Consider the following 22,275-nt stretch of genomic DNA (forward strand, 5'->3'; position numbering starts at 1 on the left):
AGAATGGAGTCTCTCAGGTATTCCACTTCTGTGTTACATCGATTTAAAAGGGAACAACCATTTCTACATCAATGTGCCTTGAATTGAAAAACCTGAGAGACTCTGAACTGACCAGATATTTAATGGGATTGGTATAATATTAAGACATTAATAATAGAAAAGACAAAGGCCTAGCATTTCTGCTAGGCCTTCTAAATTTGGCAGGGGTGGCAAGACTCGAACTCGCAACCATCGGTTTTGGAGTGAGAGTTAATTGTTTTTAAATTCAATGTAGTAATCTAAAAGCGTAGAAATAAACCGTACTGAATAGGTAAGGTATCTTATTGATTTGTAATGGCAAGGTTTGCGTATTTCTACGGCTTTATTCAAAGATTAATGCATAAATAACCTGTGTTCATCTGCGTTACTTACTAAACCTCTATCTCTACAAACGCCAAATCAGGTGCTGTCCCTAGCACTCTGCCGTCTTGGACGTAGATGTGATCGCCAATACTGCCTGACCCGATGACTCGTTGAGTATGGTTGCTGGCAGTGCTGGCGGTGACGGTGCCGTCTGTGTTGACCGCGTTAATCGTCATGATAGTACGCGGGGCACTTAGGCTTTGTTGTAACTGCTTTAACATTACGATTCCTTATGCTGGTTTTAATACAACCGCTTATGCAACGTGACGAACGACGGTGATAGTTTGCTCTACATCGATGTCGCCTGTGTCGCTAACCGATGCATTGATCGTCACTGAATCGCACGTACCTTTGAACACATCAACACCTTCACGAATACCAATCAACATACCAGGTGTTGCAGGTGGTAAGTCGGCCATAATCGGTAAGCTCATATTGATATTAAGCTTGTTGCCCGTGTCGGCCAGTGCGTTGGTACCGGCTGTTCGTGCTGCTTGATTATCAACAATCAATTGAGCGCTGATGTCATCGGCGGCGATATTGCCTGCAGTGCCAGCACGTTTTACTTTTGCGCTAATGCCCTGCTGCTCACCGCGAAGCCAAACCACATTGCACTCGGTACCGATTTCTTTTGACTCACTGTAACTGGTGATCACTGCATCGTGCACGGTTAAGTCTGGTGTTACACCATCCATTAGCCAAGGCACGGTTGGCCAACGTGGAACCACGGTTAATGCTTTGGTTTCATCATTAGATAACAGCATGCAACCCAATTGGGCAACGGCTTCTTGCACTGCATCGATGGGCGATTTATTGCCAACGCTAAAGGCGCCTGCAGGTACGTTAAAATCAACGATGCCATTAAGCGCAATTGTCCAACCAGTGAATTGCAGCATGTCAGTGAGTAAACCCGCAAAGCTTCGTGATGTTGCATTGGTATAGCTTATCGGCAATACGTATGGCGTGGCCAATTCGGCGCTGCGGCTGCGTCCCGTTCCACGATACGTTTCATTACCAAACACTTTGCTCACGCTGGTTTGTTCAACCAATACAAAAAACTCATAGCCGTTAATACCGACTTTGAGTAATTGGTTTTCTGCACGGCTGGCATCGATGCGGCTTGAAAAATCGATACTCACTGAACTGGCCCACTGGCCACGGCTGCGACTAATACTGATATTGCTGATCACAATCGGTACGTCGTCAGACACCCGCACACACGTAATAGTTGGCTGCATTAAATAATACCTGCGCAGTTGAGGTTCAATGGGGGTTTCAAAATCAAGGCTGGGTAAACTTGGGTTGGCATCAACTAAACCGCCACCATCGTCAAAATAACAATAGTTGGGCGATGCAGTAAAACGCAATTGCAAAGGGCTTGTTGAACTGGCCCAAGGCTCACTAAAGCGAATTGTGACTTTGCCCGTAGGTGGTCGATAACGAGTTGAGCAAATCCAACTGGCGGTATGTGGCCCCCAAGCAATGCTAGGTTGTATTAGTCTGACATTGCCATAGCTGTAAGCCGTAGTGATGTCGTTAACTAACTCGGCACCATCACACCAATTGATATTAGCCTGCAGCGCATTCAGCGTTGGTGTTACTTGCCAATCTACAGACATAATTGTGCTGTGCTGATTCAGTACCAGCCAAGGCAATGTCACGCTTTGTTCAAAACTCGGCGCGACAAACCACTGCCAAGTTACGGTTAACTCAGTTAACGCATAGCCAGCATAATGCATTACTGTTTGGCGTTGAGTCAGTGGTTTATTTTGCCATTGAGTTTTTACGCAGTAGTCTGTTGCAGGATTAGATAGCACACCTAACTGAACTTGATTACCTAGACGTTCACTGGCATTAGCTAATCGGTGGTCATAGGCAGCGAGTAATGGCGGTTGCCAGGTAACACCTAAATCAATACCTAGTAAAGGTTGGCTAATGGGTGGTTTGGGGTCAATGTCACCACCAAAGCGAATGGTTATTGGTGAAGTCGCAGTTGGCCAAGGTTGTGTAAAACGAATAACAGTCATGTGACTACACCCTATACTCAGCGTTCCCGTCAATTACCTCTGCACTAACACCATCTATGAATTGACAATTGTACTCACCGTCATCATCTATTATGCCAACTAATAAATTTGAATCGATCATATATTTTGACGGTAGCATGATTTTAAAAGTGCTTGCCGCAATCTGTTTATTAACAAGTGTGGTCAAGTATACTCGGTCTAATACAACTAATCTTTCTGCGTCAATATCAACATCAACATTAAGTATGGCCTGATTTATAATCTGTGATCGAGCATTAATCACACTAACAAATATTACACTATTCATACCAGTTACCAGATATTTTGATCCATAAGACAGGACTATAGCGACCAACAATAGCTTGGTAATCCTCACCATCAAACGTTCTAATTAAAGGTAATGGTAAAGTTCTACCACCCGCATGTTGTAACTCATATAACCCCGGTATAAAACCCCTAACCATACCAAATGCAGGGTTACCGTTACCGCCAAGAGAACTTAACATAGGTCTTTGTAATATAGCTGGTACATCAGTAGTTAATATATCGCCCCCATCACTTAGTGTATTTTTGAATGATAGATCATAACCATATTGATGTTTGTCATTGGTTCCATCAGCACCAAGGCAAGTTAGATATAAAGCGGGGCTAGACCCTATAATAGAGTCAGATATAATTGCAGTTGAATCACCTGTTGTTGAAACACCACTGAGTATACCAAATGGGTTATTATCATTTGGTATTAAACTATCAATATCACCCATAAAAAGCTTACCGATAAAGTTTAGTTGTACACTATCAATAGTTCCACTTGGCGTCGCCTCTTGCATTATCCAAAAACCTCGGCTTGTGCCGATTATTGTCCATCCAGTAACGTAAGAGTAATAATTTCTAAGCCGTCTTAGTTGTATCTTATCAACATACGTATCAACGTCACTCATAACTTTGGCTATCGTAAAGTCAGTATAACCTGTCTGACTATTTGACCCGTCTATATCTGACACCCTAATGAAACAACCTGAACCACCATCACTTACTTTATTTTTAAATACTGCTTTATATACACCCTCATACTCCAACGTCCAACCCAATGGCGATTTATCACCATATCCATCAACTAAACAAGCTTTTAATATAGTAATCCAATGTGATGTCCTTGATTGAATGGTGATTGGCGCACCCACATCTGTATTCCGATAAACTGTTACTGGTAATCCCATGATTTTTCCTCACGCGAAAGCGGTACCGACATTGCTGTCGGCACTCATTTAATAAATAGTTTTTATGTAAAGTAATTAAGCTTCGTTACCGCGAAATGCCAATACGGCACGGTCGGTGTTGATTTGGCTGTGGCCCGCTTGCACGGTGCGAATAGGCATAACGGGTTTAGCACTAGCCACGGTAGCAAAGCGAATGGCTTCGCCCGGGTTCCAACCTGCACCGAACGCGCCGGAGCGGAGCACAAAATACGGTTGATTGGTTAACGAGTTAATCGGGGCAAAGTCGTTTAGCGTATCACCTGTGGCAATCTGGCCAATACGCTTACCTACACAACGAAACGCGGTTGAAGAGGTAAACACCAAGGCCCAATCTTCATTCACCGCTGCAGCATTGGTGACCTCAATAGGGTAATCAACTGTGTTTAACGTACCTTGGGCAGCCTCACCGTCTAGGTCCCAATTATTAGCCCAGCTGGTCATGTCGCGCACTTTGCCGACTCGCGCTTGTAAGTCACCGAGTATTTGCACACTGGCCACACTTGAGCCAATAGGGTACTCACGCGACAACGCCGCTGAAATGGTAACTGTATTGGTGTTCACTGCAGTCACTAACGCTAACTCGCTAATGGTGTCACTTAAAATAAACGGCGCAGTAAAGCCGCTAAAGTCACTGCTTAATGTAACGGTGCCGGCGACATTATCAACCGTAAAATGGTCACTGGTTGCAGTCCACAAACTGGCGCCAGTTGCATCGGTAATATCAACAAAGTTACTGCCAGTACGTATCGTAATAACCGTGCCATTACTTGGGCTAACTACATTTTGATAGTCTGTGTGCGACACAGCAATAGTGCCCCAAGCACGGTAAATATCGACTACGCCTGCATTGGGGATCCGCAGCGGGTTTAGGCCATAAATATCGGCAGGCGGTAAGTTTCGTACTTGCTCAGTAATGTCATACCGCAAGGTGCTTAACTTAACGTCTTGAGTAAACGACAACTGCACCAGGTTATTAACAATGCTGCCGCTAATACCTGTGCCCGCAATGGTACCGTTACTGTCACTACTGGCACTGATTAACACATCACCAACAGTAAACACTTGCATGTAAAAGGTATCTAACAAAGCATCACTGGCATTCAGTACGAACGTGGCCACATTGGCAGACTCTGGCGCAATGACTAATGCCGCAAACGTTAAGTTGCTCATACCCGACTCAAGCGTGACGACTCCAGCTTGGTAATCAATAATACCAACACGGGTTTCAGTAATTGCATATACAGTAAAAAGTACACCATCACGTTCAACAAATTGATACTTGCTGCTTTGATAATAAACACTACCTGTTAGCGTATTTGGTACCAATTCGCGATCAGCAGGAAACGCATCGGCATTGTCATAGTTTTGATAGGACACCCCAGAAATATATTGCAACGACACAGGGGTATTAAGGTCAGGTTTACGCGATAAGGTCACACTTACCGTGTCACTACTTACAACCACAATAGCATCGTCACTGCCGTATTGAATGCCGCCCGATGTGTAACTGGTGATTGGGGTGTAATCTACGGCGATGTTGGTGCCCTGCAATACATCGGTTAGCGCAAACTGATAGCTTTGTGCTGTCGTCGCATTTTGCGATACCGTTTTACGCACTATGTCGCCGTCGCTAATGGCTTGGCCTGATTTAACCTGCTCACTTAATACCACTGGCAATAGGTTTTGCTGCACTGCCGCAACGGCTAGATTCTTGTTGCTACTCGCGGCAGTTAACTTACTCACACCGTGGAACGTTAACGGGCTAGCTTCGTTTGTGAGTCGCAGTTTGGTGCAATAGCTCGTTGAATTAATCGTAACGTTATATTCAGGCGTCGCAAAATCGATTGGAGGGTCAAATACAATATTGCCTTCACTGTTACCTGGTGCATTAGTATCGGTCACCATGCAGTAATGGGTTTTACGTGGCCAGTCGGCATCTTCAATACCAGCATACTCAACGGTAATGGCAATCACTTGGCCAACGCGTAAACTGGTGGTTTTGCGATACTCTTTGCCGTCAAACATATACGTAGACTGTAAATACTCGCGGCTAAAACTGTTTTGATTGGGCAAAAAGCCTGGTGCGCCAGACCTAATCAAAGAACCTGCGGTGACAGAAGATTCTAAAATTTCTTTCATTTCGACCATGCGGTCTTCATCATCTAATGCGTCTGCCTCCACCAATAACATAGACACTAACGGGTCGGTGGGTGGCTGACTAATAAACACATGGGCATCGAGTAACGTATCTGTGTCTGCGGTATCTAACGCTGGATAACACTTAACAATATCGAGTGATGATTGCGCGTGGTCGATATCAGAAATAGCAGTAAACAACTCATTCAACTTGCCCGACTCAACGGCGTTACGGGTACGCTGACCGCCTGCATCGTCACTGGAACCCAACTGTTCGGGTTTAAATATCTTTAAATCATTACGGGTAATGCTCATGGGCCACCTGTGTTTATCAATAAGCGAGGAAGAGTTACAGCGTTAAAAATCGTAATACCACGTTCGTCAGTAACGGATAGCCGCCCAATAGATCGTCAACATCATCACCCGTGATCACGCTTGTTTGGGTGTTATCCCACATCACATTAATGTCACTGCCGTCGTGGTTTATTGTAAATTCGGTAAGTGTATTTGCTGCGTGGGTTTGCAGTTGTGCAAACTCACTGCGCAGCATCCAACCGTTTTTACTGCCAAGCTCTAATGCAATGCCAGCGGGTATGACGGTTTGTTGAATATGCGGGGCACCGTTAAGTGCCCGCTTCATATTCGCCGATACTCGCTGGGTGTTATTGCGGTTAAGCCAGTGCAATGGCTCGGTCAACACAATGGTGTCGATTGTGGTGTTATACATAGCGCCTCTTACTCTTTAATGTGCCTAACGTTGCCAAGCCAAACTAACCACCTACTGATTGCAGGCGCTTAATTTCAGCCACCAACTCATTCACAATGCTGCGTTTGGCCTGTGCATCAAATGTGCTGTTACCCACTTTCAGCTGCAATACAACAGTGTCGCTGCTGGTTGCGGCGGCAGTTGGGGTCGTGCTTGGCTGGGTTTGGGGAGCTGGGTTTTGTACCGTTTTTGGGGGTGCAGCTGTATTTGCTGCGGCTTGTGCAGTAGCTGTCGCGGTAGATTCTGCTAATTTTTTAGCTTTTAACTCAAGGTCTTGCGCCTTTTTTAAATCACGCAGACTTTTTTGCAGTTTGTTAACTAACTGACTATCGCCAAACGCTTGCGCTCGAGCGATCATGTTATCTATCTCTTTCACTTCACTAGCAAATTTACGCTGAATAATATCCTTTTCATTACCCAGTGCAGCATCAAGTCGGTCTTGAATGTCAGCTGTGGTTTCGTTAATTTCATCAGCAAGATCACGAAATTTATCACGGGCTTTATCAATTGCGTTTGTTAAAGGTTCTAGCTGAACCCCAGACAAACCGTATAAGCCATTGGATGCTTTAGCCGCCATTTTATCAAGCTCAGCTAAGCTATATGTGCTGGTTTCAATGTCATCAATTTGGCGCCTAATGGCTAACGATGATTGCAACTCACTGTATCGCCGCTTACTTTCACCAGCCAAATAAGCCGTTTGAATGTTGCCCATTTCTTTAATGCGTTGTATCAACACATCAGCACTGGCGGCAGTATCAACGTAGGTTTTTCCGGTATCTTGCAGCACACTTCTATGTGCTACTGTAGCCACCCTAATATCAACTAACTTACCTGCTTGCTCCTCTAATGACTTGCTATTGGCATTATTTGCCTCGGTGTTTTCCTTTACTGCATCGGTGTTAGCTTTAGTAACATCGGTAAGCTCTGCCTCCTTTTTGCTAGTCTCACCTACCACCTTATTTAGCTCGTCAAGGGTTTTACCTAAAGCCTTAGATTGAGCGTCATACTCTTGCTTGGTTAGCAAACCCGCTCTAAAGTTGCGGTCGAGTATTTCTAATTGCGTTTCATACTCACGCTGTAAAACAAGAAGCTCAACATAAGTGGCGTTTTCTATCTTAGAAAGTTCAATGGACTCTCGTTTTATGTCGGCTAAGTTTGCTTCTTCCTTGGCTAACTTGGCTTTTATTAAAATGAGTTCATTGCTTGCCTTGTTCTCATCTTTTAAGGCTTGTTCTAATTTACGAATTTCAGCTTCAGTGCTAATAATGCTTTCTTGCAAACCTAACTGCTCGTCAGACAGTAAGCCTGCAGCCGACGTTGCTAAGTTGACCTCATTAACTGTTTTGTCATAAGCGCTGGCTAATTCTTGTTGCGATATAGTCAGTTCTTTTTCGGTTAACAACCCTTGTTCATATTGGGCCTGTAGCGCTTTGCGTTTAGCAATAAACTGATCGGTTACTTCAGTTTGCGTTGCCGCGCTGGCATTGCTTGCATCAACCTCGCTTGAATAACCTTTAAGCGAGTCCTTTAGTAACTCGGATGCTTTAGCCAAACCCTCAGCAGAGATCACACCTTTTGCATAAAGCTCATTTAATGATTTTTGCCTTACCTCTACATCAGCGATCGCCTCTGCATACGTCAACGTATTGGTGCTTAGCTTAGCGAGATCATCAGCATGTTCAGCTACCGCATCAGCTGCTTTTCTATCTTCTTCAGCTTTTTTCTTACTGGCTTCAGCCGCCTTCGCTTTTAATTGAGCTTCAATTTCAGTTTCGCGATTAGCCCGCACTAAAGCAGCCGTAAGTTCTCGGTAGGTAGTTTCAAGGTCTTTGTTATAAGTGCCAGATAATAGAATGTCGTTTATCTGATTGCGCTGTTCTATTGATAACTGTTTAAGTGCATCTTTGTATTTTACTGTGGTTTTAATTAAACCTTCATAAGCAATTGAAGACTCACCATTCATGCGTTTATTAAGCGCAATGATATCTTCACTATCACGCTTTATTGACGCAGCAATGCTCGCGCTGCGACTTTTAGCGTCTTCAACTTGCTTGGCTGTAACAAACTCAACACCAGATAATTTACTTGCCGAACGCAGCGCTTCAAGCGTGGCCACATTCATATCGCTTAATTCTAACGCCAGCGAATTAACGGTTATGCTGATGGCGTTCAAGCCAGCAGCAAACGCATCCAATGTGTACTCTAATGAGCTAAAAGACTCATCAGTCCCTGCCGCAAAATTATTAATATCAGCGAGTAAATCTACAAAGCCATTGGCTAGCTCTGGTATGCGTTCCATCAGTTGAATAACGTTTTCATCTACTGCATCAATTGCATCGCTGGTTGCCCGTATAGCGGTATCAACTTCGTCAGAAAACGCCTCACCAATACTTGTTGTTAGTGCGTGGAATTTGTTTTCTAAGCGACCAATAGCCGCTGACTGATCTGCATAAGCTTTAGCGGCTTCCTTCATGTGGTAGTCGCCGGCAATATAGGCTTTGTTAGATAATTCTAACGCCGTTTTCAAACGGTCTGTACCATCAGCTAATACACTGAGCACACTCGTTGCTTCCACACCTTCAATGCCCATCGACTTAAGCGCATCAGAAACTAGCCCACCCTCAGACTTAACACGCTTTAACCCTTCAAGGAATTTAACCAATACCTTTTCAGGTGCATCGCCTAAATCTTTTTCAATTTGGTCAGCCGTTTGGCCGGTAATTTTAGTCAGCAGTTCTAAATCATCGCCGCCTTTCTTACTGGCCTCATTAATTGCGGCACCTAATTTTTGAATAGCCGTACGTGAACGTTCTGCGGGTTGACCTAACTCTGCAAGGGTGACACCAAATGCAGCAGAAGCAGCAGAACCTAAATTGATTTCACGGGTACCAGTAACAATTTCTTTGGTCATGCTGACAATGTCAGCCTCAGTAACGGCAAAATCATTACCTAACGCGACCACAGAAGAAGACAGGTTTTGTATTTGTGGAATTCCCTCTTGTGTCATCCCCAAAATACGCGCAAGCATAGTGGCCGCTTCATCACCCGCTAAGTTGGTTGATAAACCAAGGGCATCAGCCGCAGCGACTAAGTTTAAAATATCTTCCGTAGACTTAGTGCCTAACTGGCCTGCAACCTCAGCCATGCGCAACAATTCATTTGTGCTAGTAGGGGTAACATTTTCGCCCAAGTCTTTAAGCTCAGCCGCCATTTTAACAACGGCCTCACGGGCATTACCTGTGGTTTTTTCAACTTTAGTGATTGCCGACTCTAGTTCACCATAACCTTCAACACTTGAACGAACAGACTGAATAGCCGTTTGGGCAGATAGCAAAACAGCATAGGCTTTCGCTAACGCATTAATGGCTTTAGTGGTAATTAAGGTTTGTTTATTGGCTGCGCCCGCTGATTTCTGGCTGCTAACAAGTAACTTATCATGCTGGCCTAACTTGTCGTTCACCCCTTTTAAGGCTTGCTCCGCGGCGGCTTGTTTGGTTTTTAGGTCTTTGCTGGCATCAGCCAGCTTGCCCATATCAATGCCGGCTTTATTCAGCACCGCTTGCTGCTTGTCTAACTCCGTTTTGTTACTGTTTAGACTTCTTCCAAGCTTGGTTAATTCGGAACTGGCGCTTTTAACCTTAAGCGCATACTCGCCTTTTTTCTGGCCGGCTTTGTCAACTTCGCTGCTGATTTTTTTCAGCTCAGCAGTTTCTTGTTCCAGTTCTGTAGCTAAACGGGTTGCGCTAGTTGCCGTGCTTTTTTGGGCTGCATCTAGCTTTTGCAAATCATCTTTGGCTTTTGCTAATGCTAACGCTTGCGACTGACTAGCTTGAGCGCCTTTATTTTGGGTTGCGGTTAGCTTATCAACCTCAGCACTTGCTAGCTTTAGCTGGTTATCATACTTTGCTAACTCATCCACCGCTTGGTTGTATTCAGTTTCAATACGCGCGGTAGAATTAGCCGCAGCAACCTGCGCCGCATCAAGCTGCTTTGCCTCTACAGCAACTTGTTTTTGTTCTTTTTTAAGGTTGTCTAATGCAACGGCATTATCAACATAGGCTTTTTCGCCTTTTCTAATTGATGCAGTTAGCCCATCAATGGCATTAACCGCCGCTTCTTGGCGCTTTAAATCATCCAGCTCAGCATTCAGTTTTTCGCTTTGTGCTGCAAGTTCAGCTAATGCCTTTTCAGACTTCTTGGCTTCGCTGGAAAATAAATCTTTGCCCTGAATAATCAGGTTAATGACTTGGTCTTTAAAGCTCATGGGCTTTCCTTATAACAAATTGCAGACATAAAAAAAGCCTGAGCAATTCAGGCTTTTAATCAATAATGTGGGGAGAAAGTTAACCATTAAGCATACTCCCCGAAAGCTTGGCCAAGCCTTTCATTGTGATGCGTACTTGGGTAGACACTTTGCATAGGCCGCTGCTGTGTTCAACTTCGGTAACTTTATGCTCAACTAATGCTTGTTGTATTTTGTCTTGGTAACCTAGCCAGCTAGAGCCTTGGCGGCGGTAAATCCACTTTTTACATTGCAGCAATAAAAACAAATCTTTAGGGCGTACTTGTAATTGTTTAGCCGCATCGGTAATACACAAGCTGCCATCAGCTGTGGCCAGACGGTCTAGCGCATCGGCTTTGGGCTGAGTGACTTTTAACTGATCTTCAAGCCCAATCACCTTTTCCGAATACCCTAACAACAAACCGCGCATTACCGCTGGGTCGCGCAAGGCTTCCATTGGGTCAATATGGGGTTGGCGTTGATTAAGGCGATCTCTCATATCAAAAAACGCTTTAACTAAATTCTTTTTAAACACCTTTACCACACCAATGTTACGCATAAAGCTAATTAACAATGTGGCTTGCTGCTCGTTGAGGATGGCAACTTCACGATTTTGACAGCCGCCAGCGGTGTCAAAGGGTAGCATTTCAAATGCGACCCTTCCGAACTCCTGTAAATCATCAAAATTTTTGCGAATTAATTGAATCACTGTTTTATGGGTATTACCCACACCCTCAGCAATGGCTAGCGATGTGGTAACAGGCACTCCGCTTTGGCAGGTTACAATATTAGCTGCTAATTCTGGTTGCATTTTTTTTGTACTATTTGCTATAGTCTGCATGGTAAATCCTTTGCTTATTTACAATTTGTGTTAATGCTTAAGCCTCGACTGTCTTCGCAGTTGGGGCTTTGTTTTATGTCCTTTCCTGTTATCCCTTTTTTATACTCCCCTTTAGGCAACATAAAGCCGTGAGCAATTTGTAGGGAGGCAAGCTCGATTACGTTAAGTTATTGATGATTAAAAAAGCCCACTACATAGTTAGTGGGCTTTTGTTTCAACTACGCTGCACTTCGCACAAAGAACTTAGACTTACCTGTGGCAACAATGCTGCTGTCGGCTAGTACGCCGCCTTCGATGTCGAATGAACCGAAGTCGTCGCCAATTAAGTCTAGGCCCGATGTTGGGGTAGGCTTCCAGCGGTAAAACTTAAGCACGCTTGGCTTGCCGGTTACGTCGTTAATACCGTCAACGACCACCTTCACTTCTTCGCCAGACTCAACCAGCGCTTGCAGCGCATTACCGGCTTTACTGGTGTAAGTGACTTTAAGTGATTCACCTGCAGCAATGGCACCCGAGCTTAATGCCCGAATACCCGCAGCACTGACAATATAATCGTCATTCACATCGTAAGTTGTGCTGCCTGTACTATCGGTAACCACCGCCGGAATCTCGGTATCAATCATTTTAACGGTATCAGCTAAGCCATCTAGCACGGCAATGACGGCTTCATCAGTAACGGATTCAGCGGTTAACACGTCAATTTTACCGCGCAGCGCTAACGCTAAGTTGGCATTGCTAAAGTCATTCAGCGTCATGGATAAGTTAACCGATTTAACCACGGTGATTTCAGCATTGTTACCGCCACCACCGCGATAATTCGGTTGCTCTTTGGTTTCTTGCTCGATAGCAATTTTCACGCCGCTGGCGTTACCCACATCGCGGCTGTTGACATACACGATGCCAGAGCCGATATAGCTCTCTACTACTGTCTCGCTCATAGTTTTTCTCCGAATGGTACTGTATGAATTAAGGTTAAAGTGATGACCGCTAATCCATGTTTTTCATGGGCTTCGGGCATAATATATTTACAAGCCTCGGACTCTTTAAACGTAATAGCTTTGGGTAGCCATGACGGTTTTTCGGTATTACGTTCGTCTTTAAAGAATGCGCTGCGAATGTTGCGAACTAAATTGATTAGCTCGGCGGTGGGGTTGGTTGATTTACTCAGATTAATACCCGCAACCACTTGTAAGGTTAAGTCGTCGCGAAATTGGTTAATGCCATTTTTAGCGCCGAATAAATCGGTATAAGGCTGCAAAAAAATAAACTGTGATTCTCTTGCAAGCCCTTGGGCATAAAAGCCTTCGCGCACAGTTGCACCGTCAACCAACTGTAAGCGGTTTAAAATGGTTTGGATCATGGGGACCTCTTAACAGGGCGGTTGTTACTTAGCGTGATGTCCGTATCGTTCGCGAAGATGCTTAATGATTGGTGGCTCTAAGTCGTCACGCAGATAGCCAAAGCTTTTCCCGACAGATGGGCCGTACAAAGGATCTGGTACTTTTGTTCCGGCTTTTTCTGCCCTTGCTTTATCTAAATAGCGCCAAGAGTTGTCACCCTTTTTGCGGCTCATCATTACTTGATTACCGTTTTTACCAATAAAAGTAAAAGCACCTTTAAACCAAACATTTTTGGCTCTGATTGTATTAACCATATACCCTGTATTTCGAGGAGTAGCGAATCGAGTTAACGAGGTTGGCCTATAACTAGAACTGATAATCCCTTCTAGTGTCTGGGGGTTGATGCTGTAACTCACAAGGCTTTCAACATACGACTTAGACTTAAAGCCGTATTTGTTAAAAATCTCATCTACAACAAGTTTATTACCGAACTTAACAGTATCACCAATTGCTTTAGCAATAATCGGCGCCTGAGCTGCACGGATACGTTTAATCTCTGCATCAACTTCTTTAAACCCTGTTATCGATAACGCCATACTTTGTCCTTAAAGCTCTAAATAAACAAAGCTCACCGTTATTTCATCACGCTCGTGAAGCTGGGTGAGTCGGTATTGCTTGTTGTTTACCTCAAACACATCATCAGCCATTGCCGCGCCTTCTTGCTGTAAAAACTCAGCGAGGGCTATCGGTTCTTGTATGTATTCATTACTGCGATCTATTTCGGTTGGCGGCAGGTGAACACTTCGACTGAATGGGGCTTGGCCAGCGCTAGGGATAAACTGGCACGGTTGTGCCAGTTTAGTGAACGCACGCGCAAGCTTGGCCGCTATGCGTTCGTTAACACTAGGCATTGATTTTTACCCATACCGTGGTGCTTGGATTGCCAGCCGCAGCCCACGCTTTACCCGCTAAGGTGTTGCCCGATGCGGTTGAGGTAATGGTGCCATCTGCTTTAAGGTAAACTTGGGCGCCTTGGCCAATGTCGTCGGCTTCCACTTTAGGCAGTTCGAACACACCTTCGGCTGCACCCACACCAGGTTCACCAACGGCTACCGCACCCAAAGACACGACAACTACTTTACCCAACAATACTGGCTCACCACTGGCGACAGCCGCAGTGGCGATAAAGTCGATGGTATTACCATCTGATACACAATTTTTCATAATTCATTCCCGATAAGAATTGCTGATTATTAAAAGCCGGACATTAAAAAGGCCGCTACTTAATAAAAGTTAGCGGCCCTTTTGTTGCAAAAGGCATGAGGTTTACGACTGAGTTACACACCAGTTGATTTAACCAATCCACGATGGTCAAGCGGTGCTACACCCGCATCAATACGCACTTTGGTTGCGACACCATCAATGGTGAAACCTTGTTGCTGTTCAATGTAAGGTGTGTCGATACCGTCAAGGTAAGCCACTTCAATGGTGTCGCGCCCTTTACCAGCAGCAAGGAACCATTGTTTATCGCTGCTATCATCTAAACGAGGTTCAGCAATCACTTCAGCAAAGTTTTGGATAGGGTTAGCAATACCCGCATTAACATCAGCGCCTTTAACTGAACTAGACTTGATGATCTGGTTCATTGTGGTTTCTAGCCCTACAGGGCACAACACAAATTCAGGACGAATATTTAAACTACGATTACCCGATTTTTGCTTACGCATTAACATGCGGTTAGCATCAATCGCCGCGACACTTGGCGCACCAGAACCTAAGTTACCGTGGTCGGCATGGAACAAGGCTTTTCCATCTGCCATTTTTGGGTTTTGCGTAAGCACCGCATAAACCAAATCACCAATTGTGCCTTTAGCTGCAAAGCCCATTTTCATTGGAATGTCGGTTAACATGCTCATATCATCATTGATGATAGCTTGACGAGTAATAGAGAACAGTTCGCCATAGGTTGCTAATGCAATTTGTTGTGCATGATCCCCCACTGTCACGTACTTATACTCTGCACCTTCACGCACTTTACGCAAGCTGTTGAAGTCACCAAGGCCGACACGCTGGGCAATTTTAAAATCACCTAACTGACCTTTTTTAGTCCAGCGCTCAAAGGTTTCTTCGGCAGTTTCCCAACCCATTAATACTGACTTATTAGCGATATCTAACAAGATGTTGCCAAAGTCAGATGAGGTATGAGTAAACGCTAACCCCACCATTTGCAAAGGATTCATGCCAGACACCCCAATACCACGATCCGTTAATGAGGCACGGGCAAGATCGCGCAAGTTATAACTAGCATAAGCATTTGATGCCTCACGCTCTGCGTGACCTGCACGGGTTAATAGCTGGGCACGAATTGAATCACCCACAATGTTACCGTTGCTCGAGTGAATCGTCGTGCGAGGCAGCACAGCACACGGCGTAGTGTTTTCACCCAACTTAGCCAAAATCATGTCTTTGGCTTTGTCTGCGTCAATATCATCATTGGCAATACAGCTGTTTTTAAGTTCAGCTAATTGCGGAAAATGAACAAATGCAGCATTAATACCGTCGATACGCGTCTTGTTCATTGCCTTAGCCGCAGCTTGAATATCAGCTTGCGACGGTGCCGCGGGTGCTGGTACCGATGCAGCGGGTGTTGGTGGATTAGCTGCTGGCGCAGGCGAATTGGGGGTGGTAGCACCGATATTGCCCTGTTGTGCTAGCAGGGTTTGTAATGCTTTAGGCATATTATTAAAGTCCTTCAGTCGTTTAAAATTAATTGATGCAGCCATTTGCATCGGTTCTATCACTTCATCTGCTAGCCCAAGATCAACCGCTTCTTGTGCAGACAACCAAGTGTCTTCTTTAAAAAATTGTCCTAGCTGTTCATCACTTAACTTGCCGCCGGCTTTATCTTGATAAGCCTTGCCCATACTTGAGCGCCACTTATCAAGCAAGTCTGCGTATTCACGTAAATCATCGGCGGTACCAACTGCACCGCCCCAATTGCTATGGATCATCAAAAAGGCATTAGACGGCATAATCACGGTATCGAATGCCATGCAAATAACACTGGCCATAGAAGCAGCAACCGACTCAATACAAATCGACTTTTGGCAAGGCCAACGCGCAAGAATGTTATAAATGGCCATGCCGTCCATCACATCGCCGCCACCAGATTGAATGTAAGCGTTAATCTGCGACACCTTGCCCATAGCGCGTAGGTCAGTGGCGATTTGTTTGGCGGTAAAATCCCAGCCAACATCGCCATATAAAATCAATTCGACCACGCCATTTGCAGCACCTTTCATGCTGTAGATACCGCGTTTTTCTTTACTCTCGGTCAAGCTCGCTGATGCGCTTGGCATTAGCATCATGGCGGCCACGGCTAGACTTAGTTTGGTCTTTTTCACTTGGGGTTTCTCCGTTTTGTGGCTCTGGGTCGTTACCCGTAACCATGTCGTTTTCGCGGTTAAACTTCAGCTCACGTTGACGTTGGCGTTTAACTTCGCTTGGGTTACGGCCACGGGCTCGCGCCCAATCAGCCTCGGTTGCGGCATTACCGGCTATCATCATTTCCCAACCTTGGGATTCTTTGCGGGGGTCAATCCATGGCATGGTGGGCCCGTAATACACAGCATCAAACAAGGTGCGGGTGTCTAGGTCTGGCGGCAGGGTTATAGGGTCTTGCTTGTTCATTAACTCCATTTCCAACCAGTTACGAAACGCAGGCCGCGCCCAACCGGCACAAAACCATTGCTGCATAATGCGGTTCGACTCGTCTTGCTCAACTAGCTCTTGGCGCTGGCTTGAGTAACTGCCTTGATAATCACGGGCAATGCTCGAGTAACTACCGCGGGTACCCGCGGCACAGGCTTTTAACTGGCCATTACGAAAATCGACCAAATGCACGTTGGGGCGATTTGACTCAATCATGCCGACGTCTTCACCAACAGCGAGATCATCAAAGGTCATGCCTGGTGCAATGTTTATTTCACGGTCAGCCTTAGCATCACCATCTAGGCCAAACATACTGGCGTCACCGCGTTTAATGTAAAAAGCTAACGCTGCAGCAATACGCGCAGCTACCCGTTCAGATTCCTCATAATCTTTAATGTCGCCAAGGCGGGTTAAAATGCCGTGAAAAATACTGATACCGCGCAGCTGGTGCAAACGCTTAAACATGCCAAGATGCAGCATGTTACTTGCGGGTACGGCTTTAGTTTTGTAGCGAAAGCCAATTTGGTCAGACGGGTGATCAAACAACACATGGTAATTAACCACCTGCCCCCAACCATTAACCTCTAACCCTTGTCGAACGCGGGTTGATACATCGTTAAGTTCAAACGGAATGTAATCAGGCTCTAACGCTTCAATACTGTATTGCGTGCCTTGCGGGTTGGGATGACCAAACTTAGCCACCTTGCCACGCACTTGATGGCCGAATACTTCACCGTCGCGCAATGCGGTACGTAACACTAAACGTTCAAGCTCTGGCCGTGTGTAGCGCCCTGTTACGTCAGGCTTTAATGACCACGCAGCAAAACGACGCTGAATATCATTGGCCAGTTCGTCGAGTATTTCACCACTAATGCTGCGGGGCTGTGGCTCAACCACAATGCCCTGCGCACCAATTACCCGTTCTTCCATCCGGTCTAAAATACCAATACTGAGGTCGTGGTTTTCGTCTAACCATCGCGCCTGTTCGCGCAAGCTTTTACCTGCAGCAAATACCGCTTGATTTGCGCCGCGTCCCTCTTTATTGGCTTTGTGAGTTCGGCTTGGGCTGGCAGCTTCGTAACCTTTAAGGTTGCGATAACTCATTGCGGCTGCCTGTCGCTTTAGCGCCCAGCCAGGGGATAAATACGATAGTGCATCGTTAATAATGCTCATATTGATTCCTAGTTAAATCGGGCGAGTGTGGTACCCCGTGGGCGGGTGTACATGCTTAAGGTGCGCTGCCATTCCATGCGGCCTTTACGAATTTGTTCCAGGTCTTCTGTACTCATCATCTTGCCGTTGATGCTGACGGACTTACCCGCCAGTACATCTTTTTCGGCTTCGATATACAGTGCGACCATGTCTGTAGCAGTTTGCTTTGACATTACAGCCAGCCTCCTGATTTAACCGAACCACCATTTAGCCAGTTATTGGCTTGGCTCTTTTTCGGTTTTTTAGGTTTGGGGGATTCATCGGTTGATACTTCGTTTTGAGTGTCGGTTGTTATCACTTTACTGAGCGAGTCGAGATTAATGCCAAAGCGATCAATGGCGATATACAGCGCAGCCAAGGCATACACAAAACAGTCGAGCGCTTCGTTACGTCTGCCGCCTGCTTCCCAGCGGTAAACAATGCGACCGTCGCGGCGTGTCGGCAATTTTCGTTCAGACGTTAACTGTTGCAGTTCGGTGTCATCACAAATGCTGTCGTTCAGTGGCAAATGAATTGCACCTGGTGTACGCGTATCAACACTGGGTTGAGTGCGCATCATGGCCATGATCAACTCTTTGGCGTTGTCGGTACCCACCTCGGTTAAATACACACCTTTGTTACTTCGCTTACGCGGAAAATTGGCAATCGGCTTGCCGTACATATTGGCGCCTTTAATGGGTACCACGCGGAACAAACCCAGCTTTTTACTCATTGAGTAAACGGTATCTGAGTAATGGCCGCCCGAATCCCAACACGTTGTGCCAATGCTCAACACAATGCCGTCGTTACGCGGGTAACTTTGGTTTAAGCGCAGCGCGACTTTATCAAGTAGCACTTGGCTGGCTGGGTCGCCATACAAAATAAACCTATCGATTAAGGCGCACTCTTTACCTGCACCCCAGCCCCAAACACGGCCTTCGTAGCGGTCGTCTTGGGTATCAACACCCGCCGTGACATACACAACCCAATCGGGCATTTTACCGTTGGGGTACATTTCACGCCTGCGGCCTAAGTCTTCCCACTCAATGCGTTCGCCGTTGTCGTTGTCCCACGGCTGGCCCAATTTGGTATTAACAAAGGTTTGTAGCTTTTCTTTGTCGCCTTTAGCTTTATAAAACTCGGTAACTAACTTGGCCCAACTGTTAAGCGTGTTATAAGCCGACCAAATATAAATCGAGATATTTTCGGGTGTTAAAAAGTCGTCGCCGTCTTTATCAAAAAACGAAATAAAGTCTGTGGTGTAAACACCCGTTTTGTCGCATATCCATAACGCGCTTGGGTGTTCTTCCATGTCGTGCAGCTGATTGTTTTCAATGCAGCAACCGCAGTGCTCGCAAACGTAATAGGCTGTTTTTGGCTCGCTACCTTGCCACTTAATACCAAAGGGTTCAGTTTTACCGCCCCACTTTAAATGCTGCAGCTCGTCGCAATGGGGGCAAGGCAAGTTGAATCTAAATTGGTACTGGCTTTCGCTACAGGCCTTTTCAATTTGGCAGGTACCTAATACTTTAGGCGTTGAACCCCGTATCGATTTCGGAAACAACGACAGTTCAACACGGGTATCACCTAACGATGTCGCATTACCTTCGTGTTCGATTGACTCATCAAAACCGGCTAACTCATCGTAAATAACGTCATCGGTTGATATTTCACGGTAGTTAGCCGCGGCGGTACCACCACGCACCATTAAGGTTTTACCGTTGGTAAAAATTTTATCTTCTAAGGTACTGTCTTTGTGTTTGCGGCCAATCCACGGCGCTAGGGCTTTCCAAATCGGCATGTCACGTATGGCCGTTTCAACGTGCTTTTTCATAAACGTTTTGGCGGCACCGTCACGCGGCTGGTATATCAACACGTTACGTTTTTTGTGTTCTATCTTGTAACCCGCATTGGCCATCAGCATTTTGGTGTAACCCACACGCGCTGACTTCATAATGTTCAGCGTGGTGATTTGGTCGTTACCCATGGCATTCAATATGCCGATTTGAAACGGTAAGCTTTCCCATTTACCTTCGGTGTACGACGATTCAGACGACATATAAAAATGCGTGTCGGCGTATTCACTACAGGTCAACATTGGTGGACGATAAAACGATTTAAGGCCAGCAGCGACAGCAGCTTTCAAATTCTTAATCTGTGCTTCTGATATATTCATCTAATAAATCCTCAATGCCGTTGGCCAGTTCAGCGGCGGTGTTTTGGCTTTTAATCACTTCGGCGCGAATAGCATCTATGGTGCGTTCTGGCATGTCGGGGAATTTACGTTTTACACGAATGTGTATTTGGTCCAGCACCGGCGATATTTGCGCGGCTATTCGGCTAAGCACAAACGAGCAAAACGTCACCTCGACCACTTCTTTGCCGTCTTTTTCGTTTTTAAGCTCTTGGCCGTAGGCTTGCGCTTTGATTAAGCGCCAACGCTCAAACTCGATATTGGGCTTGTCGTTATCTTCGGGCGCTGGATTGCTTACATGTTTCTTACGCTCATTAGCCACTCGGTTACCCACCACGTCGCTCATGGTGTACAAGCACTCACGGCCTTTTTTGCTGTGTACAGGCACGTCCCATTTATCGAACGCTTGGGTACTAATGCCCAAACTTTTGCACAGGTCGGTTTTGTTCAGTAGCACTGGCTCGGCGTCGGGTGTTTGAATACGTGCCATTAGCTAGTCCTTGTGAATATCGTCTAACACATGGCTACATCGTTCTTGTTCAATATGCTGCAATTGTTTAAGCAACACCTGCTCTTGCAGCGCTTGTATTCTGGCTTCACGCTCACTTTTTAATGTCGCACGCTGGCGCTGGCGGTCTTTATAAAACCAGTTAATAAACGCGGTAAACACAGCACACAACACGCCGACTAACACCCCAATATCCATATCGTTCACATAACTGCCAGCTGCGGTAAAAAACGAAGCAATGTAAGACAATAACGATGTGAGTTTTGCACTAAGGTCAGTCGTTATGCTCATATTGCTGCCGCCATTGTTGTAGGCGCAGCATGTTTGCATTACAAGTTGCTAGCGCATTGGTTTGAGTAAGGGAATGATTCAGTAAATCCAGATTTGAGAACCCGATAAAACGTGGGCTATCACAAAGCTCAAGCCAATCAGGGGGCGGTAACACATAAACCGTTTTGGTCTGTGTCACCACTTTGACAATCGGTTTGCTTGAGCAGCTGCACAGCATCACTAGGCAAATCAGTATTAGCCCAAGTTTTAGTTGGCTCATGGTTTGATGTCCTTAGCTGATTAGCTCGTACTAGTTTGTGGTCTAATGTCGATTGGAGATCGGCTACTTGCTTGCGGTGCGAGGTGTTTAGCTCGATGATAATGCGGTAATCACGTTCAAGCGTGTTAATCCGTTCATCTTTATTGTCGTTGCTGCTCAATAACGCATCCACGCTAACTTGCGATTGCAACAAGTCATGGCTTAATGTGCCGTTTTTAGCTTTGAGTGAGGTAATGCTTAACGCCCCAACGGCAATCACCGTCGCCATTACTAGCACTGCACATAACAGCACTGTGGTTTTAAAATCATTAAACATTACAAGTCCCTCAAACAATAACGCCGCTCATTTGAGCGGCGTTTTATTAAACCGGGTAACTTTTTACCTTTGGCATAAACCCACCTCGGCAACTCATTACATGCGCCAACTCGGTCACCTGCCCACAACTTTTTACGCAGCGTAGAAGCCCCAAAAGCCTCGGCCCCAATGTTGTAAATAAAACTCAGGTAAGCAATGTGTTCACCCTCGCTTAATGGCGGGGTGAGTTTCACCAATTCACGGTCAAAGCTTTTAAGGCTGCTAGCCAGCATGTCTAGGCACTGCTGGTGAGTGAACACCATGCCAAGCTTTATGTTATGGCCAGTTTGGCCAAAGCAGGCCGTTTCAATACCGGCAGGGTCAACATAAGTGCGTAATACTTCACCTTCACCCGTAGCAACTAACACACCGCCAGTAAGAATGGCACCAGTAAAACCTAGCGCCATAAGCCTTGTTTTAATATTCATGCTGCACCTGGTAAATATGAGCAAAAAAAAAGGGCTCCAATACAGGAGCCCAACGGCGAAGGTCTAACGAGAGAGAACGCATAAAGGAACAAGCGAGGAAGCAAAGCCAGTTACGCAGTGGTATCAAGCTTATATAAACTGTAGCTGTTTTCAGGGGTGAAAACACGCCATATATGGCGTGTTTTACGCCACATATGGCGTTGGTCGAATTGGCTTTGTGTGATATGTAAAACCGATAATTTTGAAATTTGATTTAAAAGTTATCGGTTTAGTGAGTTATTGCAT

22 protein-coding genes are annotated in these 22,275 nt (G+C 45.6%); all 22 read right to left on the reverse strand.

Features of this window, described 5'->3' with window-relative positions:
* Window positions 1-410: 410 nt before the first annotated feature.
* On the reverse strand, window positions 411-623 hold the full coding sequence (locus ACWXWT_RS05760) for a hypothetical protein (protein WP_137225401.1): 213 nt from the start codon (window positions 621-623) through the stop codon (window positions 411-413).
* Window positions 624-656: 33 nt separating this feature from the next.
* A complete protein-coding gene (locus ACWXWT_RS05765; protein WP_456040669.1) occupies window positions 657-2,429 on the reverse strand; it encodes a hypothetical protein in 1,773 nt (590 codons plus the stop codon).
* A gap of 4 nt (window positions 2,430-2,433) precedes the next feature.
* On the reverse strand, window positions 2,434-2,736 hold the full coding sequence (locus ACWXWT_RS05770) for a hypothetical protein (RefSeq protein ID WP_456040670.1): 303 nt from the start codon (window positions 2,734-2,736) through the stop codon (window positions 2,434-2,436).
* A complete protein-coding gene (locus ACWXWT_RS05775; protein ID WP_456040671.1) occupies window positions 2,729-3,649 on the reverse strand; it encodes a hypothetical protein in 921 nt (306 codons plus the stop codon). Before ACWXWT_RS05775 ends, ACWXWT_RS05770 begins: the two co-directional genes overlap by 8 nt.
* Window positions 3,650-3,724: 75 nt before the next feature.
* Window positions 3,725-6,139 (reverse strand): hypothetical protein, encoded by a 2,415-nt coding sequence (locus tag ACWXWT_RS05780; RefSeq protein WP_456040672.1) that lies wholly within the window; start codon window positions 6,137-6,139, stop codon window positions 3,725-3,727.
* A 34-nt stretch (window positions 6,140-6,173) separates the two neighbouring features.
* Window positions 6,174-6,551 carry a hypothetical protein gene (locus ACWXWT_RS05785; protein ID WP_456040673.1) on the reverse strand — a complete coding sequence of 126 codons (378 nt, stop codon included), beginning with the start codon at window positions 6,549-6,551 and terminating at the stop codon, window positions 6,174-6,176.
* A gap of 43 nt (window positions 6,552-6,594) precedes the next feature.
* Complete coding sequence (locus ACWXWT_RS05790; protein ID WP_456040674.1) at window positions 6,595-10,854, reverse strand: phage tail tape measure protein; 4,260 nt, start codon at window positions 10,852-10,854, stop codon at window positions 6,595-6,597.
* Between the two features lie 79 nt (window positions 10,855-10,933).
* Entirely contained in the window at window positions 10,934-11,713 is a 780-nt protein-coding gene (locus ACWXWT_RS05795) for a phage antirepressor KilAC domain-containing protein (RefSeq protein WP_456040675.1), read from the reverse strand.
* Between the two features lie 218 nt (window positions 11,714-11,931).
* Entirely contained in the window at window positions 11,932-12,651 is a 720-nt protein-coding gene (locus tag ACWXWT_RS05800) for a phage tail tube protein (RefSeq protein WP_456040676.1), read from the reverse strand.
* Entirely contained in the window at window positions 12,648-13,073 is a 426-nt protein-coding gene (locus tag ACWXWT_RS05805) for a hypothetical protein (protein WP_456040677.1), read from the reverse strand. The genes ACWXWT_RS05800 and ACWXWT_RS05805 overlap by 4 nt, the downstream gene beginning before the upstream one ends.
* Before the next feature lie 24 nt (window positions 13,074-13,097).
* Entirely contained in the window at window positions 13,098-13,649 is a 552-nt protein-coding gene (locus tag ACWXWT_RS05810) for a hypothetical protein (protein ID WP_456040678.1), read from the reverse strand.
* 9 nt (window positions 13,650-13,658) lie between these two features.
* Window positions 13,659-13,964: a hypothetical protein gene (locus tag ACWXWT_RS05815; protein ID WP_456040679.1), complete on the reverse strand. Its 306-nt coding sequence runs from the start codon at window positions 13,962-13,964 to the stop codon at window positions 13,659-13,661.
* Complete coding sequence (locus ACWXWT_RS05820; protein ID WP_432367672.1) at window positions 13,957-14,277, reverse strand: DUF2190 family protein; 321 nt, start codon at window positions 14,275-14,277, stop codon at window positions 13,957-13,959. Before ACWXWT_RS05820 ends, ACWXWT_RS05815 begins: the two co-directional genes overlap by 8 nt.
* A gap of 113 nt (window positions 14,278-14,390) precedes the next feature.
* Window positions 14,391-16,457: a ClpP-like prohead protease/major capsid protein fusion protein gene (locus ACWXWT_RS05825; RefSeq protein ID WP_456040680.1), complete on the reverse strand. Its 2,067-nt coding sequence runs from the start codon at window positions 16,455-16,457 to the stop codon at window positions 14,391-14,393.
* On the reverse strand, window positions 16,378-17,937 hold the full coding sequence (locus ACWXWT_RS05830; protein ID WP_456040681.1) for a phage portal protein: 1,560 nt from the start codon (window positions 17,935-17,937) through the stop codon (window positions 16,378-16,380). The genes ACWXWT_RS05825 and ACWXWT_RS05830 overlap by 80 nt, the downstream gene beginning before the upstream one ends.
* 8 nt (window positions 17,938-17,945) lie before the next feature.
* Window positions 17,946-18,149: a hypothetical protein gene (locus ACWXWT_RS05835; RefSeq protein ID WP_335688114.1), complete on the reverse strand. Its 204-nt coding sequence runs from the start codon at window positions 18,147-18,149 to the stop codon at window positions 17,946-17,948.
* On the reverse strand, window positions 18,149-20,131 hold the full coding sequence (locus ACWXWT_RS05840) for a phage terminase large subunit family protein (protein WP_456040682.1): 1,983 nt from the start codon (window positions 20,129-20,131) through the stop codon (window positions 18,149-18,151). The genes ACWXWT_RS05835 and ACWXWT_RS05840 overlap by 1 nt, the downstream gene beginning before the upstream one ends.
* Window positions 20,106-20,639 (reverse strand): terminase small subunit, encoded by a 534-nt coding sequence (locus ACWXWT_RS05845; protein WP_456040683.1) that lies wholly within the window; start codon window positions 20,637-20,639, stop codon window positions 20,106-20,108. Before ACWXWT_RS05845 ends, ACWXWT_RS05840 begins: the two co-directional genes overlap by 26 nt.
* 3 nt (window positions 20,640-20,642) lie before the next feature.
* Entirely contained in the window at window positions 20,643-20,948 is a 306-nt protein-coding gene (locus ACWXWT_RS05850) for an HP1 family phage holin (RefSeq protein ID WP_456040684.1), read from the reverse strand.
* The gene (gene lysC, locus ACWXWT_RS05855; RefSeq protein ID WP_456040718.1) at window positions 20,932-21,165 is read right to left on the reverse strand and encodes an Rz1-like lysis system protein LysC; all 234 of its coding nucleotides are present in this window, start codon (window positions 21,163-21,165) and stop codon (window positions 20,932-20,934) included. The genes ACWXWT_RS05850 and lysC overlap by 17 nt, the downstream gene beginning before the upstream one ends.
* Entirely contained in the window at window positions 21,086-21,523 is a 438-nt protein-coding gene (locus ACWXWT_RS05860) for a hypothetical protein (protein ID WP_456040719.1), read from the reverse strand. Before ACWXWT_RS05860 ends, lysC begins: the two co-directional genes overlap by 80 nt.
* Complete coding sequence (locus ACWXWT_RS05865) at window positions 21,523-21,990, reverse strand: lysozyme (protein ID WP_456040685.1); 468 nt, start codon at window positions 21,988-21,990, stop codon at window positions 21,523-21,525. Before ACWXWT_RS05865 ends, ACWXWT_RS05860 begins: the two co-directional genes overlap by 1 nt.
* Window positions 21,991-22,275: the final 285 nt, after the last annotated feature.

The sequence above is a fragment of the Shewanella sp. A22 genome, from assembly GCF_053850585.1.

What these genes read in the sequence shown, in the direction of transcription:
- ACWXWT_RS05760 (WP_137225401.1), bottom strand. Translation starts at nt 623, where the DNA reads ATGTTAAAGCAGTTACAACAAAGCCTAAGTGCCCCGCGTACTATCATG.
- ACWXWT_RS05765 (WP_456040669.1), bottom strand. Translation starts at nt 2,429, where the DNA reads ATGACTGTTATTCGTTTTACACAACCTTGGCCAACTGCGACTTCACCA.
- ACWXWT_RS05770 (WP_456040670.1), bottom strand. Translation starts at nt 2,736, where the DNA reads ATGAATAGTGTAATATTTGTTAGTGTGATTAATGCTCGATCACAGATT.
- ACWXWT_RS05775 (WP_456040671.1), bottom strand. Translation starts at nt 3,649, where the DNA reads ATGGGATTACCAGTAACAGTTTATCGGAATACAGATGTGGGTGCGCCA.
- ACWXWT_RS05780 (WP_456040672.1), bottom strand. Translation starts at nt 6,139, where the DNA reads ATGAGCATTACCCGTAATGATTTAAAGATATTTAAACCCGAACAGTTG.
- ACWXWT_RS05785 (WP_456040673.1), bottom strand. Translation starts at nt 6,551, where the DNA reads ATGTATAACACCACAATCGACACCATTGTGTTGACCGAGCCATTGCAC.
- ACWXWT_RS05790 (WP_456040674.1), bottom strand. Translation starts at nt 10,854, where the DNA reads ATGAGCTTTAAAGACCAAGTCATTAACCTGATTATTCAGGGCAAAGAT.
- ACWXWT_RS05795 (WP_456040675.1), bottom strand. Translation starts at nt 11,713, where the DNA reads ATGCAGACTATAGCAAATAGTACAAAAAAAATGCAACCAGAATTAGCA.
- ACWXWT_RS05800 (WP_456040676.1), bottom strand. Translation starts at nt 12,651, where the DNA reads ATGAGCGAGACAGTAGTAGAGAGCTATATCGGCTCTGGCATCGTGTAT.
- ACWXWT_RS05805 (WP_456040677.1), bottom strand. Translation starts at nt 13,073, where the DNA reads ATGATCCAAACCATTTTAAACCGCTTACAGTTGGTTGACGGTGCAACT.
- ACWXWT_RS05810 (WP_456040678.1), bottom strand. Translation starts at nt 13,649, where the DNA reads ATGGCGTTATCGATAACAGGGTTTAAAGAAGTTGATGCAGAGATTAAA.
- ACWXWT_RS05815 (WP_456040679.1), bottom strand. Translation starts at nt 13,964, where the DNA reads ATGCCTAGTGTTAACGAACGCATAGCGGCCAAGCTTGCGCGTGCGTTC.
- ACWXWT_RS05820 (WP_432367672.1), bottom strand. Translation starts at nt 14,277, where the DNA reads ATGAAAAATTGTGTATCAGATGGTAATACCATCGACTTTATCGCCACT.
- ACWXWT_RS05830 (WP_456040681.1), bottom strand. Translation starts at nt 17,937, where the DNA reads ATGAGCATTATTAACGATGCACTATCGTATTTATCCCCTGGCTGGGCG.
- ACWXWT_RS05835 (WP_335688114.1), bottom strand. Translation starts at nt 18,149, where the DNA reads ATGTCAAAGCAAACTGCTACAGACATGGTCGCACTGTATATCGAAGCC.
- ACWXWT_RS05840 (WP_456040682.1), bottom strand. Translation starts at nt 20,131, where the DNA reads ATGAATATATCAGAAGCACAGATTAAGAATTTGAAAGCTGCTGTCGCT.
- ACWXWT_RS05845 (WP_456040683.1), bottom strand. Translation starts at nt 20,639, where the DNA reads ATGGCACGTATTCAAACACCCGACGCCGAGCCAGTGCTACTGAACAAA.
- ACWXWT_RS05850 (WP_456040684.1), bottom strand. Translation starts at nt 20,948, where the DNA reads ATGAGCATAACGACTGACCTTAGTGCAAAACTCACATCGTTATTGTCT.
- lysC (WP_456040718.1), bottom strand. Translation starts at nt 21,165, where the DNA reads ATGCTGTGCAGCTGCTCAAGCAAACCGATTGTCAAAGTGGTGACACAG.
- ACWXWT_RS05860 (WP_456040719.1), bottom strand. Translation starts at nt 21,523, where the DNA reads ATGTTTAATGATTTTAAAACCACAGTGCTGTTATGTGCAGTGCTAGTA.
- ACWXWT_RS05865 (WP_456040685.1), bottom strand. Translation starts at nt 21,990, where the DNA reads ATGAATATTAAAACAAGGCTTATGGCGCTAGGTTTTACTGGTGCCATT.